The organism is Desulfovibrio litoralis DSM 11393 (assembly GCF_900143255.1).
In the GTDB taxonomy this organism is placed as follows: domain Bacteria; phylum Desulfobacterota; class Desulfovibrionia; order Desulfovibrionales; family Desulfovibrionaceae; genus Frigididesulfovibrio_A; species Frigididesulfovibrio_A litoralis.
Map to the genome: position 1 here is coordinate 158081 of NZ_FRDI01000005.1, position 18329 is coordinate 176409.

The following is an 18329-nucleotide window of genomic DNA, read 5'->3' on the forward strand; positions in this document are numbered from 1 at the left end:
TAGCATATCTTTTAAAATAGCACCATTAAATAATTATAAAGACAAGTTAAATAAAATAATATGTCAAAACTACTGCAAATATTATCGACGGTAAAAAATTAGATAAAGGTATTTTTAGTAAATTCAAAAGGTTAAATCCAATACCTAAAATTAAAATACCGCCTGTGGCAATCATTTCATTTTGCATATCAGCCGTTAACAAACTTTTAATTTGTGCGGCACAAAGAGTTAGAATACCTTGATAAATAAAAACAGGCAAAGCAGAAAACGCAACCCCTATCCCCATTGTTGAACCTAAGGCAACAGCGGCAAAAAAGTCTAAAGTAGCTTTTGTATATAAAAGACTCGGATCTCTGTCTATTCCCTCGTTAAAAGACCCCAAAATAGCCATAGACCCAACAGCAAACAATATCGTTGAAGAAACAAAACCCTCGGTAAATTTAGAGTTATTAGATTTTAATACGTTTTTAAGCTTATTTCCGCCTTTATTAAATAATCCTTCTATATTCAATAGTTGCCCTAAAATTCCACCAAGCAACATACTAAAAACCATAATCAGCATATTATTAGACTTTAATGCCATTTTTAATCCAATAATAAAAACAGATAAACCCAAAGCTTGAAAAACAATTTTACGCATTTCATCTTTAAGTCTTCCTCCAATCAGCATACCAATTAAACAACCTAAAATAATCGCAATCGCATTAACGCTTGTTCCTATTGGAAGAAAAAATTGCATGGCACTCTCACTATAAATATTAGATTTGTATTTTTCTATTTTTGAATTTTGAAAAAAAGACTATATTTTTTATCAAATGAGTTGTAAACTGCAAAAGTATGCTTGGCAAGTTTTAAACTCTGTTGTAAAGAAAACGTAGAAAATATAAGTAAAGTACAAGTAAACAAAAACACAGGGCTTGAATAAAAACTTTACGACTTCATTATAAAAAAATCAATAAATTCCCCATTAAGGAGAAAAATATACAGTGTTAGACATTAAACAATTATTAGAAGAAGTTAAAGCTTCACCCTATAAAGAAATAACCATTAAAGCCCCACACTGTGGCGTTGTATCGTTTTCAAAAGACTTGGATATAGACTCTAAAGTAACCGGTCCTCACGGTGCATGGAAGGAAAAAAAAGGCACTATTCTTGCCTCTATAAATAGAGAACATAACGACAAAAATATCTATTCTCAAGAAAAAGGTTCTATTTTAAGCATAAACAAAGAACTTGAAGGAACATACGTAGAAGCCGGAACTGAACTGATGCGAATCAGACACTTTTTATCAAAAGACGAAGTCGTTTCACTTATCTTAAAAAAAGCACTACATTTGTTTTATGCTCCTGAAAATGCCAAATATTATTTTGTTCCAAGCGTTGATATTAAAGTTAAAGTTTCCGACTCAAAAAATGTTATGATTCAAAATGGAATGGAAATTTTTATTGTTTCCAGAATGAAAAGAGAAATGCCTCTTTGTTACAATGGTCCAGATGGAGTTATTTACGCCGTTTACTTTACTAACAACCAAAACATAGAAGCCGGACAACCACTTATTGGGGTTTGCCCTCCCTCTCAGGTTGCCGATATAGAAGACGTTGTTTTACGCATTCAAACCGAGTGGCAAGAGGGAGAATAAAATGGGAAAAATATTACAAATACGACTATCAGCATCAACTTATAATCTTGATGATGTACTGAAAGCATGGCCGGCATTATATAATAGTGTTTGGGGCGATGAAAAAGCCTTTACCTTTCAAGCGATGAGTGCTTTTGCCAACTCTGATCAAAACAGAGGCGTTTTAAATTTAGTCAAAGATTTAAAAACAGCTTTAGTACACAACGAATGGGTTTCAGCCAAAAAACAAGCGTTGGAGCCGGGAATAAAAGAAGCAGAAAAAAAAGCAAAAGAACTTGATGAATATCTTGCCAACTGGGACGCAAAGGCGGCAAACAGAGCCTCTGATGAACTGGAAAGTATTTTGGATCAACTTGAAGTTTTAATGAAGAGATTATCTTAATAAAATATTATAGTTACTTTATTAATTTAATAACAATATCGGGAGTATATTATGTTAAACAGAGTTACATTGATAGGTCGCTTGGGACAAGACCCAGAACTACGTTACGGAGCAAACGGAACACCTGTTGTAACCTTAAGAATAGCCACTAACGAGGGATATACCGACAAAGACGGAAACAAAGTCGATCGTACGGAGTGGCATAGTGTGGTTGCCTTTCAACGTCAAGCGGAAAACTGTGCAAATTATCTAACAAAAGGTAGTCTCATTTATGTCGAAGGTTCTTTACAAACCAGACAGTGGCAAGACCAACAAGGACAAACTCGCTACACCACCGATATTAGAGCTTCGAGAATTCAATTTTTAGAGCGTAAAGGTGGCGGACAAGGACAACCATATAATGACGATATGGGCGATCCTTATGCAGCTCAGGGCAAACAGCCAAAACCAAAAGCCCAAACGGCAAAATCAGCTCAAAAGCCCTACCCTCAAGACGAAGATCTTGGTCCGGCTTTCCCATCTGAAGCTAGCAATATGGACGACGTTCCGTTTTAAATATTATATGATAAATTATTAACGCTATCCAATAAGATTTACGAAAATAGTGACTATTTTGCAATAGTCGCTATTTTTTGTTTAAAATTATCTTGTTTTTAATTTACATATTGAGACTATAAAACAACAGGCAAGATTCTTTTTCTCTTTCTATTTCCTCAAGAGAAACACGTTTGAAATCTACATAGCTACACGGCTCTATAAATTGTGTCATTCCTCCACCTGATGATAACATTTCCTCCATATCAATATCGGGAGTTCCTGTTTCCTGCACAAATGAAATAAGGTAGTGAGTTGTTTCTCCTTCTCCTTCAAATAAGATAAGGCTTATGCACCCTGCGATAATTTGAGGGTACTTGCGAAAAGCTTCGCATAAATAAGCGAGCATCTTTTCAGGAATTTCTTCTGGAATAGTTACAAGAGCATCCTTTGGTATTGCTACCCGCATTATGCGTCCAGGCTCAGAATCCTGTTCTGACGCAGAATTAATCCAAGCTATTAGGCCTGGCTTAATTAACTTATTATACTTAGAAAATGGATTAAGCATAAATGTACAGTTCGGGTGATCTATAAAAAGTTCACGCCCCTGTGCTTTCATCTTTTTAGCAGAACCACGTTTATCAGCAGGTATATGTTCAAGGCTAGAAAAAATCGGTATAGTATCATCATTCAAAGCCATAAACTCGCCCTCTTCCGTTACACAGAAAAACACTTCAGAGTTGATTAGACCAATATAAAAATCTTTTGATAACAAATCAATTTCCGAGTCCGTTGCGTTTGCTTTAACAGCCAGATAAACATTTTTCATAAGTTTATAGAGAGGATCATCTTCTATCTTGTCTATTTCAAATGTTATATGATATTCTGAGAAAGGATTAACTATTATCTTTGAGCTGTTATAATCAGTTTTTGTAATAAACTCTTTGAGCTTTACTTGATCATATGACGGAAAGCCGTCAATAGATTTATCTTTTAAAAGATGTTCCAAAGAAGAAAAGACAGGAAGAGTTCCATCGCTAAAAGTCATATATTCTTTACCTCTACCTGTACGAACAAGAACTTCTGATTCTAATACCAAGTTATAACAATCGTCCTCTAACGACGGGTTAAGATTTGCAGCTATTATCGCTTTATAAATCAGATCAATTTCATTTTTTTCTTTTTTCTTGCTTTTAAAAAAGTCAAATAACCCCATACTCACTCCTTAAAAGTTGATTGTTATTATCCCAAAATTTTAAACTGTTATGAGATTTTATGTATAATTGTAAACGACTTAGCTCTTTTATTATAAACTAAGATTTACTTCTTTATAATAAAATCCAATTTAAAAGTATATATAATATATTTTTAAAGAAAATTTAAAAAATGTGTTGACAAACTTCTCAATAATATATAGATATGTTTTCTTGACGGAGAGGAATTAAAACGATTTTCAAAATCATCTTAAATTTCTTGTAATTTAGTATAGTTTTATATCTTTTACATCGTCATTATAATATCGCGGGATGGAGCAGTTTGGTAGCTCGTCGGGCTCATAACCCGAAGGTCGTAGGTTCAAATCCTGCTCCCGCAACCAAGAAAATCAAGGGTTTACGAGAAATCGTAAACCCTTTTCTTGTATTTAAAGATATTAAATGGGCATTAGTGGTACAAATTTGGTACAAATTGGAAGTAATGCAAAAGCGTTTTAATGAAAATTTGTACCATTTATTATAAAAATTTGTACCACTTTTTTGTACCACTTTTGAAACTTAGAATAAATGGCTCTAAACCAAAGTGAGTGGTATCATTAATAACATATTCCATACCTGTACTAGTTCATTTAAAATTCCTTTTGCTATGACGAAAATACATGATTTTTATGATGTAATCAAAGTTTTCAACGCTAGTTCAATATTTTTCAGCTATTTTATGTGATTACTAACTATTTTTTATGATATCATCTAACCTTTGTTGAAAATACTTTGGATATTGGCTAATAATTTCCCTAGCCTTTTTCTCATATTTTTTTATCCATTTAATAACCTTTTTCTTATTATCGCCCTCGATTCCCAACTCGTCTGCCATTTTCTGTGCAATCACCCGATCTGCGAAGCCAAGTTCATAAACCCCAATAGCCTCTTCTGATGGAAGACCATACTGCATCCGTTTCTGGAGGGTTTGCAACCGCTTAATTAAGTCTGTGGCATTTTCAAATTCAAGCATGTCAATTAGCTCACACATAGCTCCAATGAAGAGACTTCCATCAAATGCTAGACCACCTTCGCAAATCTCTACCATGTGTTCGATGCTGAATTCTCTACGTCTGTTACCGTTACCATAAATCATTCTTGCTTTATTTCTATGAGTTTCATCTAGTAAAGCAACAAACGGTTCACCAGATATCCACATTTTGACTATTTTTTTCAGCGTATCAGACGAATCATATTTCTTGAACATAGAGTTGTTAATATTTTTAGAAAATATTGTCCAAATACATTCAATGAATTCTAGAGGGTCTTTAAGGTTGGCGAGTTTTTCAAAATTTTGCGAAAGCCAAGATTCAATCTCCATCGACTTATGTAAACCATATAGAGTACGTCCATAAGTATGTCTTTTTTCAGATTCTGTAACAGTGGCGACAATGTTTTCAGCAAGTAATTTAAAAAGGGCTTTAATGTTTTCTTTTTGCTGCTCATCTGCCAAAAAATATCCAAGTGTACTCTCTGCAAGGTTAACAATTGTTTTGTCGTAAAATCTATCATCGTTTTCATCCCAGTGGGCAAGCAGGAAACTTTCAACAGCACAGATTAAGCCAATCTTCCACAGCATTTGCTTCTCAATCCCCAATTGTGAAAAACCGACGTTAGCATGCTTGTCAGCCAACTTTTTTGCATGGCGAAGTATAGCATCAGGTTCCTTTATATATAACTTAACAAAAGATAGTGCCTCCATTTTAAGATGGTGGCTTTCTTGATCATTTTTGATAGGCTCAAAAAGTGATAGTAAGTTGCTGATACAAGGTTCTGAATTGCTAGGATCAAGAAGTGTTTTTGCTTGTTTCCATAGAAAATTTTCTCTCCGAACTTTTCGATTGTCATAAATCTCGTGGTCAGAAAATAATATGCTTCCTTCCGTGTGCATTCCAGCCCGGCCAGCACGCCCAATCAAATTATGGAAGTCTCGAACCTTTATCCTTTCCATCCCTTGGTAAAAATTTGTTATTATAAGATAACGCAGAGGGAGGTTAACTCCTTGTGCCAGAGTTGAAGTGCAGACAACAAAATGAATAAGATTCTCGTGCATAGCATACTCTACGGCTAACCTAATACCATGTGGAGTATTCCCATGGTGTCCAAAAATTCCAAGAGCTGCACTTTTTGAGGACGGGGAATCATGCCCCAAATTTTCTGCATGTAAGCGAGTTAGGCACTCTATTTCTTCCTGACTGGAGAATAGATGTGGTGGAGAGAGCGAGACTTGTCGCTCAAAGATATCTACGGCTTTATTACATATACTAGTAGCTGTCGCTTTTGTACCGCAAAATATTGCAACGCTTCCATTTGCAACTAATTTGAGACTTAGATAAAGAGCGATCTCTTTACTGTCTGTTTTAATTGGAAAAAATTTATTTTTCCGCTCTTTTAACTTTCTACATATAGGCAGACTTTCGATAATTCTTGGCACAAAAAAATCATTCTGTTCAATATGTTGGCTGTCAACATACTCTATGCGGCCTAACCGATCCAGCCAACTAGTAAACCCGACTGACCTAAATGTTGGATTAAGATTACTACCCTCGACAACATTAGGATCACCATTTAGCCACTCACCAACTGCTTCAGCATTATTGATTACTGCTGAGATTAAAACTTTTTGTGCTTCTGGTTGGATCATGGAGCGTAGCGACGTCAAAAGTAATTCATAAGTAATTCCACGCGTTCCACTATCAAACTGATGCCCCTCATCAAAAACTAGAAGCCCAATGTCGGATGCTAGAGTGGGCACGTGGCGAAGGACATACAACAACTTTTCAGGGGTAACAACAATAACCTGTTTAGGGTACTCAACTTGAGAAATGTCAATATTAGCAAATAGCGCTTCAAGCATATTGGTTGGAATATCAGGAATATTTTTTTGATTACTTGAGGTGACATCCATTTGCATGACATCTGAAAACTCATCTACTTTCACGGATTCGTTACGAAAAGCCTCGGTGAGGTTGTTCTTAATTTCGTGGCAAAGGGCTCTGAAAGGAGCAACAATAACGGCCAAATGTGCTCTATCCGCAAGAAATGCACTTCTGAGAATGAGTTCAATAGCCTTGGTCTTGCCTGCGCTTGTTGGCATTTGGACAACGGCAGATTTACCTTTTAATACTTCTTTTTGTCCCAAAAGGTGTTGGGCTGGCCATAATTCTTTTATAAAAGAATCCTTTTTAATAGCCGAAGACCACTTGTCAAGAGATAGCCCTGAATATTCTGGAAGGGCATTCCAACACGAGTTTTTAATTTTTTTATTTAATATTGCGGTAATGATGTCTGCCAATAGAAGCTGTCGAGGAGAGCCTATTTCGTATGTTCTGTTTCTTAGTTCTATAGCAAGACTTAATAGGAGTTCTTTGTCTGAACCCTCTTCAAAAAAATTCAGTACAGCTTGTGATATCTTATTCATCAACACGCCAAAATTTTCAGAACAGTTCTCCTCAAAATAAGTAGAAAGATTGGCCTGCAGTAACCAGAGTAATAAGTCCTCTAAACCCTCACCACCTAAATCAGGGCAATCATCACTTAGTCTTATTGCTAAAACAGAAGCACTGCCTGGGAGGTCGCATAAGTAGTAAGAAGATGCTCCTAAAAGCGTCAAATAAGGGTCAAGATCTTCGTTCAGTTTTGTTTGCAGGTACGAGTCGAAAAAACGTGCGGAAAAGATTAGATTGTTTTTTAATAGTTCTTGTTCGTTTGGGTTAATTTCTCCACGGCTAATTCGTGCAGCCTGCTCCCCCAATAAGCCAATTGAAAGAATGAACAACTCTGAGGGATCTTGTGGCATCACAATATGATCTTTTTCTGGTACATGATATTCGAGCATCTTGGCTTTCGAGCGTGCAACGCCGAGTAACCTTTGGGATTCAATTTCAGGCTTCATCCGCAGCTCTCCGATAAAGTTTATGAACAAGATCCATCATATCTGGCCCTTTGATTATTAGTAATACTAAGTCGTCCTTGTAAGGATGGGGGGCGTAGAATGTGTTTTTAGCTTTTTTGGATTGAGGAATTTTAGAGCAATTGGCCATAGATAATTCGCTTACATCATAGCATTCATCAGAAATTAATGCCGCTGCCCCAAATGTTTGTTTATACGGGATATCTGTTGGGTTTTGAAATCGCCCTATACCCTTAGCTTCGGCATTATCTCCATTATTTACATATTTTTGTTTGATAAAATTTAATGATTCTCCAATTCGTAAATAGTCTTTTGCAGAATGATTTATTGCTTCTTGCAAGCGGTTTTCAGAGGATTTTGAAAATTTGGTTTTAGCTTCAAAAATAAAGAGTATATCCTTGTGCGAGGGGTTCCTGGAACTCTGGTGGAATTTGAAGCCAATGACATCACTCCCTTTGGTAGATTCATCACGTACAACCTTTGAATTCCAGCGAACTCTGGGTACCCAAAATTTGAGAACATACTCTAGGTAATCTGCTACAAGAATTTCACCAAAATCACCGGCACGAATTGCTGGTCCTAGCGTGCTGGTCTTGTTGGGAAATTTCATATCCGTTAAGTAATCTTTACGAGACTGCTTTGATGGTTTGAGATCATCAATGTCTGTATCTGGGCAGTAGTGATTGCGAAAATGTTTAGCCCATGCTGAAAGAGTAACCTCGTCCGTTTGATAATTAAACTCCCAAACGGCAGCAGTTTTGCCATCGGCGGTGGTTATGTGTGTACCAGTGTCGGTAAGCCACTTTAAATGCTTTTTAGTCCAAGGCATTTATACTCCTTATGGGTAGCTCTTAGTAAAGAAATAAAATCTATGGAGTAACATTTACACTATTACAAAACGCCTCATACTGTTCTTTGTCAACTTTTAGTTTATCAATGATCTTTTTTGCAACTGCATTCATTTCTGGCACTTCAATAGGGAATGTTCCTCTTTCTAAACATCCGCACAAGTGAGAATATTCGTTTGTAATACGGTTAATACAATCATAAACTATATCATCATTTAAAAAACTACGAAGCCTTCTATCATTGGCGTTTTTATCATCAGAACCATCTGGATACTTATAATACAAATATATTTCAAGAAATTTTCTGGCATTATTAGGGAAGTTATAAGCCATTTGATAATTGTTATCATTTATTTTGTCAATTTGTGCAAATTGGTAGATTGTGTGAAAAAGATAGTTAAATTCTGTAGCATATTCTTGAAGATATTTTGGCATTGGATTTATAGTGGAACTATCAAAACTTCTATTTATAACAAAGCATTTTTTTTCATAAGGTTGCTGCTTATTGTTATTGTTTGTAAATTTTCCATTAAGACGTTTTAAATACTTAAGGAAGTCTAAATTATGTGTAGAGATAAATAACTGCTTGAACTCACCTTTATCTACAATTTCTGCATTTAATATACTGTAAACAAAAAAAATGTGATTTCCATCGAGAGAGGACACAGGATCATCAATCCAAATTATAGGTTTTTGTCCATTAGTAGCAACATCTTGAAGTTTTGCTACAAAATAACAAAATGCCAATAAGTTACACTCACCTTCGCTTAAGTTGTAGGCTTTTTCACCTCCTCTTACTACTTGAAATTTTATTTTTGTACCAGTAGATGAGGGATCATCGATTGCCTCGATAGAAAGATAGTTATGTCCAAAGAAATTTTTTAAATATTCATTGACCTTTACTGCTCCTTGTGACTCATCATGCAACTTTCTCTTTTCATCTTCAATCTGCTTTAATTTTTCTTTAATCTGATTTTTGATATCATTGTGCTTTTTTTCTGCATCAGTTTTTTCTGTATCAAGTCGTTTTTGTGTTTCACACCGTTCTGTATAATTAATGGTATTTGTAAAGTTGTAAACTTCATTTAAACGTAATTGTTCTTTAGCTTCGTTTTGTATTTTTTCTAGAGAGTTAGTGAATGAATTAGAAGATTCTATGATGTTTTTAAAACTATTCCATTCAGTTACCATGTCTTGAGTGTAATCAGTAATTGAATCAAATGTCTTATGGTGTATTATGTCTTTTTTTCTATCTTCAAGTCTTAACATTAATTGTTCAATGCTATTTTTATATTGTTTTGTTACTTCTTCAATTTTTAATTTTGCCTCATCAAACTCTTTATGGAATTGAGAGTAAAATTTTGTTTTATCGAATGAAAATTTTTGTATACTACTTTGTGCACCTCTAATTTCATTTAATAGCTGGTTAATATTGTTTTCAAGCTTTTCTGTTTCTTCATCAAAGTGTTTTTCTAATTGTAACCAGCGATTTTCACTTATGTTATTTCCACAAAATGCACATGGCTTTGATACATCTTTATGAAGCTTCCTTCCTTCGCTCACCCATCTGTTAAGAATTGCATCTTTAACAAGTTCTTCAATTTTATCCGATTCACTGATTTCTTTTGTTACAAGCTCTTCCACTTTTGTTGATAAGGATTGAAAATTAAAACTCTTTAAGTCAATATTGATACTAATAGAATCAAGTTTAGAATCGTTAATTATTTTTTCATATTCATTGATTTTATCTTTAGTTGGTTGCTGGTAATTTTCCGATAAAACCTTTCTAATATCATTATTCAATTTTACTACAGTATAGTTTTGGTCACCAAAACGTTTAGAATTGTATTTAATGCCTGTTCCTTGATTAGTTGCTTTATCGCTTAATTGTTTATCAAAACTTTTTTTGTGTTTATCGTATTCCTGAATTGCCTTGTTCAAGTATTTTTCACTTTTTAATGCATTATCATATAACCCTGTTTCTTCTCCTTGCTTGTTAGATCCCAGTTCCTCTTCAAGTTTCTGAATAGTTTGTTCAATAATGTTATTATCAGCACCGAGTATAGCAAAAGGTTCAATGTCAGCATTAGGATTGGTTATAAAATGTAAATTTTCACGAACAAAATCTTCGTTGAAAACACGGATTATTTTATTGCTACTACGAAAATTCTCTTGGGTTATAGTTGAACCATCGTTACAGAGAATAGAAAAATAAGGTTGTTTTATTTTATCTGATAATGCTTTGGTTTCTATTGCACGAAATATTCTGGATAATGAGGTCTTTCCTGAATAGTTTCGTCCATAGAATATATTAATATTCTTAAATTCTGTAATATTCTTATCATCTATAAAAGATTTATCCCAAATAAAATCTTTAAATATACCAAATTTTTTAATGGTTTGAATTTTTTTTATACCCATTTTATTACCTCAATTTTAATTGATATATTTTTAGTTTATATTTTATTTGTCTAATTATATACTCTGTATTGGCTCTTTAAGTGGCGTTCCATCTGTATTATAAGTAACACTAAACACCATATCTGAAAGCCATTTTTTAAAAGATGGGTTATCATTAAATTGTTTAAGTAGCTCCATATTATCAGACATAATGCCAAAAACAACGTCTTTTAATGCTCTTTCACTTTCTATTCTTGCATTTTGTTTATCTGAATTTTTCATAGCATTTTGATATCTTGAATCTCTTGAAACCATAGCTGGTATTTCAGCGATTTGTCGTCGAACGTTATCTTCATCTGTCCAAATAATGTTGCCAAAAAGGTCATTAAAAGTAGTTAGAATATTCGTCAACAAATCAAGCTCGGCTTGTTGTTTTCCGCCTATACCTACGGTTGGAACAGGTGCAACTTCTGCATCTTCATCTTCTAGTTGTATAGACATTTGAGCTTGAGCTTCTGAACGATAGCTGTCTAAATCTATAGCTTCAATAATTCCTGATGATAAATCATCTTCTTTAGGCGATGGCAGTTTTGGCAAAAGTAAGTTGATAAAAATAGAGAGTTTCTCCCATTCTGCGTTGCCATAAGGTAAGATTGCTCCTAAAAAACCATAAGTACGAACAAACCCCTTAGCAGAACTTTTAAAGTCAATTTGTCCATCTTCATCTAAGTCTTTATATAAGCTTGCACAAGCATCTAAAATAGGGTCAAGTTTATCTCTTTCTTCTCCATTTAAATACATATCAATAAAAGCATCTATTTGAGCGTGAGTATAAACTTGATGTTTTTCCATAGTGGATATTAAATCATAGAGTTTGTTGGGGTCAGTTTCTGCAGAAAGAATTGTTGTGCGATAATACGTTGAAAAAGCATCTTGAATATCTTTAGCATCATTAGTAAAATCAAGAACAAAGGTATCAAATTTCTGAGGGTGTGCCCTATTTAATCTAGATAATGTTTGAACAGCCTTTATATCTGTCAACACTTTATCAACATACATGGTATGCAACAGTGGTTCATCGTATCCAGTTTGAAATTTATCAGCAACAATCAAAAAGCGATAAGGCTCTTTCTTAAACTCTTTTTCAATTTGTTTACTTGAAAAGCCATTTATTTTTTCTTCTGTTAAAATTTGCCCGTGGTATTCTTTTTCCCCTGAAAAAGCAATAATCGCTTTATAAGGGCTTTTTCGAGCTTCAAGACATTTAGAAATAGCATAATAATATTCAATCGCTCTGATAATACTACTTGTTACCACCATAGCACGAGCCTTTCCTTTAATTTTGGCTTTTGCTACAAGTTGATCATAAAAATGGTCAACCATAATTTCTGCTTTTTGTGATATGGCATATTCGTTACTTTCTACATAATTACGCAGTTTTTTATGAGCCTTTTTCTTATCAAACATAGGATCATCACTAACTACTTTAGCTAGCTTATAATAACTTTTAATGGGCGTATAAAATTTTAATACATCCATAATAAACTTTTCTTGTATAGCTTGTTTCATTGAATAATTATGAAAAGGCTTATGTTTTATTACTCCGTCTGGTTGTGGGTCTGGCTCGCCAAACATTTCAAGCGTTTTATTCTTTGGTGTTGCAGTAAAGGCAAAATAACTAGCATTGGTGAGCATTTTTCTACCTTCCATTAGCTTAATGATTTTATCTTCTGTGCTTTCTTCGTCGTCTTGAACAAACTCACCAGCAAGAGCCATATTCATTTTTGCAGACATATTACCGCTTTGGCTAGAATGAGCTTCATCTATAATGATTGCAAACTTATTGCCTTTATGGGCTGTTCCAATATCCTCTAAGATAAAGGGGAATTTATGTACTGTTGTAATGATAATTTTCTTGCCACCAGATATAGCTTTTTTTAAATCGCCAGAATGCTCTGCCCAAGCTACTATATGAGAGCTTTGCATAAACTGTTTTATGGTATCTCTGATTTGCTTATCTAAGTTCACACGGTCTGTTACTACAATAACAGAATCTATAATGTTGCTTCCGTTTTTTTCTAAGTCTACAAGCTGATGAGCAAGCCACGCTATAGAGTTTGACTTTCCACTACCAGCACTATGTTGAATTAAATATTTTTGCCCTACTCCTTTACTTTTAACATCGGTAATAAGGGCTTTTACCACTGCTAACTGATGGAAGCGTGGAAAAATTTGAATATAAGTTTTTTTCGTTGTGTCTGGGTCTATTTTTTCTATAACTTGGGCATAGTTTTCTATGATGTTTGCTAGTTCATTTTTTGTAAGGATTTCCTTCCAAAAATAATCTGTCATAATGCCATTAGGGTTAGGTGGGTTTCCTGCTCCGTCGTTATATCCTTTATCAAACGGCAAAAACCAAGAGTTCATTCCGTCAAGCTTGGTACAAAATTTAATTCTTGCGTCATCAACAGCAAAATGAACCATACATCTTTTAAACTGAAACAATAATTCTTTTGAGTCACGGTCTTTTTTATATTGATATTCTGCATCTTCTACATCTTGCTTCGTGAGTTGATTTTTTAATTCACAAGTAATAACCGGCAAGCCATTGATAAAAACACAAAAATCTAAAGCGAGTTTTGTATTGTCTTTAGAATACATTAGCTGTCTTGTTACGCTAAAAATATTCTTTTCAAAATTTTCTTTCGCCGTTACGTTTTTTTCAGATGGTGTCTGATAAAACATAATAAGGTCTGCTGGGTAGACTTTTACTCCACTTCTAAGCACATCTACAACGCCACGCTTGGCTATTTCGCCTTGTAGTCGGTTTAAAAATTGCATTCGTTTTTGTGGGTTAGTATCAATGCCTAGTTGTTCCATTTGTTTGGGCTGGGTAGTTTCAAGAAAGCGAAACAGGCGTGTTTCATCAACGGCATAATCTTTATTATATTCTTCGCTTTTCCCTTGTTCATAGCCGTTATGAGCGACAAGCCAGTTTACAATTAAGGTTTCTAGTCCGCTTTCTTTTGTATTTGTAACTTGCATTTATTCTTCCCCCATTTGTTCAGGCTCTTCCAATGATTCCTCTTCCACCTCTTCCAATAACTCTTCTGGCTCAAACTCTGGTACAATGATATTGCGAACGTCTACTTTGCCTGTAACAACGGAGGAGATCAGGCTGGTTTTGTATTCGTTAATTAAGTTAATTTCTGTTTCAAATTTTGTAATCAATTTTTCAATGTATGTTAATTTTGATTCAATAAAATTTAAGATACTGTGTTGTTCTTCAAATGTAGGTAAAATAGTATTTATATTAATTACTTTTTCAACTGATAAGCCAGGTTGTGCCGCTGACTCTGAATATTGATTTAGATTCATAACTATTATTAGAAAATAAGCCCATTTTCCAAATACATATGAATTAGGTTTAAAAACTACAGCATGTTCAGTTGCCCAAAATTCGCCATTAACATAATGAGCATTACCACATAAAGCACCTTGTCTACCAAATAAAACACATTCACCTTTATTATTGTAAGTGTTATAATAGCCTCTTATCCCATTGCCTCCATACACAGCAAACTTACCAGTATTATCAATATCCAAAGATGTAAGATTTGTACCACTTTTGAATTTACCCAGTCGTTTAAGCTTTGTTTTTTCCCAACTCTCTGGAATTTCCCCAATCCACTCAACACCGCTATCTTTCATCGGCACAGCATCATCTAGCCCTTTGGTAACAGCTTTGTTGATAATAGCCTGTTTTTGTTCATTCAATAAAGATATTTGCTTTTTTTTCGCCTTTATCAGCTTATTTATTTTGCTAACCTGCCAATCGAGATAACGGACAATTTGGTCTTGTTCCTGGCGTGGGGGGATGGGGAGACATATATTTTTCATTTCACTATATCTAGTCGTCCATAAATCCGCAACAATACCTCTACCATTGCGATAATATTCTTCAATAAAATCATAGTGTTTTAATAAATAATGCAAAAAATCACCATTTTCTGATTTTCTTGGCTTTAACACAAGATTAATTAATGAAACTGAACCATCTAAGGGAGATACTCCACTTGATCCTTTACGATCTGATCTACTATTTATTACAAAATCACTTTTGTAGACCAATTTTCTATTGTCTCCGTCATCAGACTTCGCTGCACTTGCAAGTTGAGGAACAATACCATTTTTTGTTACAGATAAAGGAGGATAATCTTTGTCTGAAACTTTAGTTTTTCTCTCTATAAACAAAATACCAATTTTATTAAAATTCCAAAACTTTGGAATATTTTCAATCCATTTTACGCCTGTCTTTTTATACTCATCATAGGGTTTCAACATTCCATTAACCCCCTATAATTTCAGTTAACAAGCCATCTGTCTCTTGTTCTAACGCTTTAATATCCGCTACAATTTCTTCAAGAGAACGCAGTTTGATAGGCTTATAAAAATACTTAGTAAAACTTAACTCGTAGCCGATTTGGGTTTTCTTTTCGTCTACCCAAGCATAAGGGGCAAAAGGTTTGACCTCTTTTTCTATAAAGGCATCAATTCCACCTTCGTAAGTAAAGGGAATTTGTTCTGTATCAGTTAATTCTTTATTGGGTTTAATAATGCCCTTTTTATCTATAATAGGCTGACCATCTTCATCTAATTCCGGTTGTAAAACCGTTACTTTCCAATAACCAAATTCACTGTTATCAAAAACCTTACTATATTCATTTTCCGCCATATTCATATACATATCTAATATTTGTTGGCGTATTTCTTGTGTAAACTCGCAGTTTTTCTTTCCTAAATTTTTACGCAATGGAGATTTTAAGCTTGTTGCGTCAATAAGCTGAATTTTTCCTCGGCGTTTTTCATCTTTTTTGTTAGATAAAATCCAGATGAAAGTGCCTATGCCCGTGTTATAAAACATGTTTTCAGGCAGGGCAATAATCGCTTCTATCAAGTCATTTTCAATCATATAGCGACGCGCATTACTTTCGCCTTGTCCTGCGTCGCCTGTAAATAAAGCGGAGCCATTATGTACTTCTGCTATTCTTGAACATAACTCTGTATCTTGTTTCATTTTTGATATGTTATTCAACAAAAACAACAATTGACCGTCGCTTGTTCTTGGTATCATAGAAAAGGTAGCATCTTCTTTAAAAGAAGTAACAAAACGAGTGTCTAATATCTCTTTTTTTCCACCCATTTTTTCTGCATCACCCTTCCAAGACTTTCCGTAAGGTGGGTTAGACAACATAAAATCAAACTGACGAGATGGAAAACCATCAACAGACAGAGTAGAGCCAAAAACAATATTATCTACTTCTGTTCCTTCTCCTTTTAACAACATATCTGCTTTAGTAATGGCGTATGTTTCAGCGTTAACTTCTTGTCCAAAAAGGTGAATGGACACTGTTTTGCCTTGTTGTTCCGCAAGCTGTAATAATCTATCTTGAGCAACTGTTAACATACCTCCGGTTCCGCTTGCACCGTCATAACAAGAATAGGTACTATCTTTTATTTTATCAGCAATAGGCATAAATACACAGTCTGCCATTAATTCAATAACATCTCTCGGTGTAAAATGTTCCCCAGCTTCTTCGTTGTTTTCTTCGTTAAATCTACGAATAAGCTCTTCAAAAATAACACCCATAGAATGATTATCTAAAGCAGGAAGGCGAACTCCTCCAACATCATCTAAAATAGGATATGGGCTTAGATTAATAAGAGGAGAGATAAATTTTTCGATAACAGACCCTAAAATATCACCCTCAATCATTGTATCTATTTGGTTTCTAAACTTAAATTTGTCTAATATTTCTTGTACGTTAGGCGAAAAACCATCTAAATAAGAAATAAAATCAGCTTTTAACTGTTGTATTTTTCCTCTACCAGCTAAATCTTTCAATCTAAAAGGTGAACTATTACAAAAAGATTGCTGTGCTACTTGGCATAAGGCATCATTTTGATTGAGCATACCTGCTTCAGTATACTTTTCTTTTGCCTTTAATACTTCTTCTTTGCTTTCTTCTAAAACAGAATCCAAACGGCGAATAACTACCATCGGCAATATAACATCACGATATTTACCACGCACATATACATCTCGCAGACAGTCATCTGCTATACTCCATATAAAACTAACAATTTGATTATGCGTTATGTTATCCATATTTGTAAATATTCCTTTGTTTATTGAACCAATATAACAATATAATCTATAATTGTATAGTTATCGCTTATGCTACTTTATACTATACAATAGGCAAATAAAAAATAAATAAAGCGAAAAATGACTTATGATAAATAATAAGTCATTTTTCGCTGTGTATTAATTAAACAAGCATTAAGTGGAAGCCTTTTAGAATACTATCCGTCAAAATGAATCACACAACAATGCTTAACGAAAAACACCCCATCTCTCCGATATTGGTAGCCTCTTCCGTCACGGATTCAAACTCAATACAGCTTATTGCAAAAATTCAGTAAAATAGAATCTTGGCAACGTGATTAACTACATAGCGTTTTTGATGAATGGACTTCCGTTATCCTATCAAGCATTTCGCCTGGGCGTACTTCTAAAGCCAAGGAAATTCGGATCAATGTCTCTATTGATGGGTACCTACGACCGCTCTCAAGCATTGAAATGTAAGGGGTTGACACATCCATTCTATCGGCAAGTTGATCTTGTGATAAGTCTGCCATTTGTCTAAATTCCCTGATTACAATACCCACGGATGAAAGTTTTTTACGATTTGTCTTCATCTTTCTTGTTTATTGACTTTTTATATTTTTTATCATAAGCATCTAAGTTAAGTTTACTTAGATGCTTAAGTTTTATGTCATTGACAAAAATAAACCTTAAAAAAAAACAGGTTATTATGAAAACTTAGTTTAATTTCGAAGACAATAGAAGAAGATTATCGAATTTATTAACAATCTTGTTATCTTCTCATTCTACAAACAACATCACAGACTTGCCATCATGTGGTAAGTTTTAGGAGAAAAATATGGAATTATTTGGTATTTTTTTAATTGTTATTATCATTGGCGGCTGGGTACTCCGTTTTTTTTCGTCCAGTATTCGTTTTTTTTCGTCCAGTATTCCTTCAACCAGCACAAGTACTATCTTGAACTTCAAGAAAAGCCTTCCAGAAGGTTTTGGCTACCCGTACACGCTTGATGGGACAGGTTATGCAGTAAACGTTAAGAATAAAAAACTCCTCATATTAGTTAACTTCACCCAGTGCATTTATGAAAGGGAAAAGATTCGTGGTTTTAAATATGGCATGAACGAAGCGGGTCAATTTTATGGTGCTGTTGGCATCAGGGATAAAATCGATACTGGTCTAAAAAACCGCT

13 protein-coding genes and 1 tRNA gene are annotated in these 18329 nt (G+C 34.3%); 5 read left to right on the forward strand and 9 right to left on the reverse strand.

Going from position 1 to position 18329, the window contains the following annotated elements:
• Window positions 1–46: 46 nt before the first annotated feature.
• A complete protein-coding gene (locus BT999_RS07130; RefSeq protein WP_072697090.1) occupies window positions 47–739 on the reverse strand; it encodes a DUF554 domain-containing protein in 693 nt (230 codons plus the stop codon).
• 247 nt (window positions 740–986) lie between these two features.
• Between BT999_RS07130 and BT999_RS07135 the strand changes: the two genes are divergently transcribed.
• The 3 genes from BT999_RS07135 to BT999_RS07145 are packed head-to-tail and all read left to right on the forward strand — an operon-like array spanning window position 987 to window position 2577.
• Window positions 987–1640, forward strand: a complete 654-nt coding sequence (locus BT999_RS07135) for a biotin/lipoyl attachment domain-containing protein (RefSeq protein ID WP_072697091.1) — start codon at window positions 987–989, stop codon at window positions 1638–1640.
• 1 nt (window position 1641) lies between these two features.
• Window positions 1642–2022: a type II toxin-antitoxin system RelE/ParE family toxin gene (locus BT999_RS07140; RefSeq protein WP_072697092.1), complete on the forward strand. Its 381-nt coding sequence runs from the start codon at window positions 1642–1644 to the stop codon at window positions 2020–2022.
• Window positions 2023–2073: 51 nt separating this feature from the next.
• Complete coding sequence (locus tag BT999_RS07145; RefSeq protein WP_072697093.1) at window positions 2074–2577, forward strand: single-stranded DNA-binding protein; 504 nt, start codon at window positions 2074–2076, stop codon at window positions 2575–2577.
• A gap of 103 nt (window positions 2578–2680) precedes the next feature.
• Here the strand turns inward: BT999_RS07145 and BT999_RS07150 are convergent, their stop codons facing one another.
• Window positions 2681–3772, reverse strand: coding sequence for an SseB family protein (locus BT999_RS07150; RefSeq protein ID WP_072697094.1), 1092 nt, complete (start codon window positions 3770–3772; stop codon window positions 2681–2683).
• A gap of 304 nt (window positions 3773–4076) precedes the next feature.
• Between BT999_RS07150 and BT999_RS07155 the strand changes: the two genes are divergently transcribed.
• Window positions 4077–4153, forward strand: a tRNA-Met gene (locus BT999_RS07155).
• Window positions 4154–4497: 344 nt separating this feature from the next.
• On the opposite strand, the gene BT999_RS07160 is transcribed toward BT999_RS07155, so the two are convergent.
• The 7 genes from BT999_RS07160 to BT999_RS07190 all read right to left on the reverse strand — a co-directional run bounded on the left by BT999_RS07160 (window position 4498) and on the right by BT999_RS07190 (window position 17732).
• Window positions 4498–7704 carry a DEAD/DEAH box helicase gene (locus BT999_RS07160; RefSeq protein WP_072697095.1) on the reverse strand — a complete coding sequence of 1069 codons (3207 nt, stop codon included), beginning with the start codon at window positions 7702–7704 and terminating at the stop codon, window positions 4498–4500.
• Window positions 7694–8551, reverse strand: a complete 858-nt coding sequence (locus BT999_RS07165) for a Hachiman antiphage defense system protein HamA (RefSeq protein WP_072697096.1) — start codon at window positions 8549–8551, stop codon at window positions 7694–7696. Before BT999_RS07165 ends, BT999_RS07160 begins: the two co-directional genes overlap by 11 nt.
• 40 nt (window positions 8552–8591) lie before the next feature.
• Window positions 8592–10991 (reverse strand): AAA family ATPase, encoded by a 2400-nt coding sequence (locus BT999_RS07170; RefSeq protein ID WP_072697097.1) that lies wholly within the window; start codon window positions 10989–10991, stop codon window positions 8592–8594.
• A 54-nt stretch (window positions 10992–11045) separates the two neighbouring features.
• Entirely contained in the window at window positions 11046–14015 is a 2970-nt protein-coding gene (locus BT999_RS07175; RefSeq protein WP_072697098.1) for a type I restriction endonuclease subunit R, read from the reverse strand.
• Window positions 14016–15314 (reverse strand): restriction endonuclease subunit S, encoded by a 1299-nt coding sequence (locus tag BT999_RS07180; protein WP_072697099.1) that lies wholly within the window; start codon window positions 15312–15314, stop codon window positions 14016–14018.
• A gap of 4 nt (window positions 15315–15318) precedes the next feature.
• Window positions 15319–17139, reverse strand: coding sequence for a type I restriction-modification system subunit M (locus BT999_RS07185; protein WP_072697100.1), 1821 nt, complete (start codon window positions 17137–17139; stop codon window positions 15319–15321).
• 338 nt (window positions 17140–17477) lie between these two features.
• On the reverse strand, window positions 17478–17732 hold the full coding sequence (locus BT999_RS07190; RefSeq protein WP_072697101.1) for a helix-turn-helix domain-containing protein: 255 nt from the start codon (window positions 17730–17732) through the stop codon (window positions 17478–17480).
• A 245-nt stretch (window positions 17733–17977) separates the two neighbouring features.
• Between BT999_RS07190 and BT999_RS07195 the strand changes: the two genes are divergently transcribed.
• Window positions 17978–18329 (forward strand): hypothetical protein (locus BT999_RS07195; protein WP_143145511.1); only part of this gene is annotated, 352 nt, incomplete at its 3' end.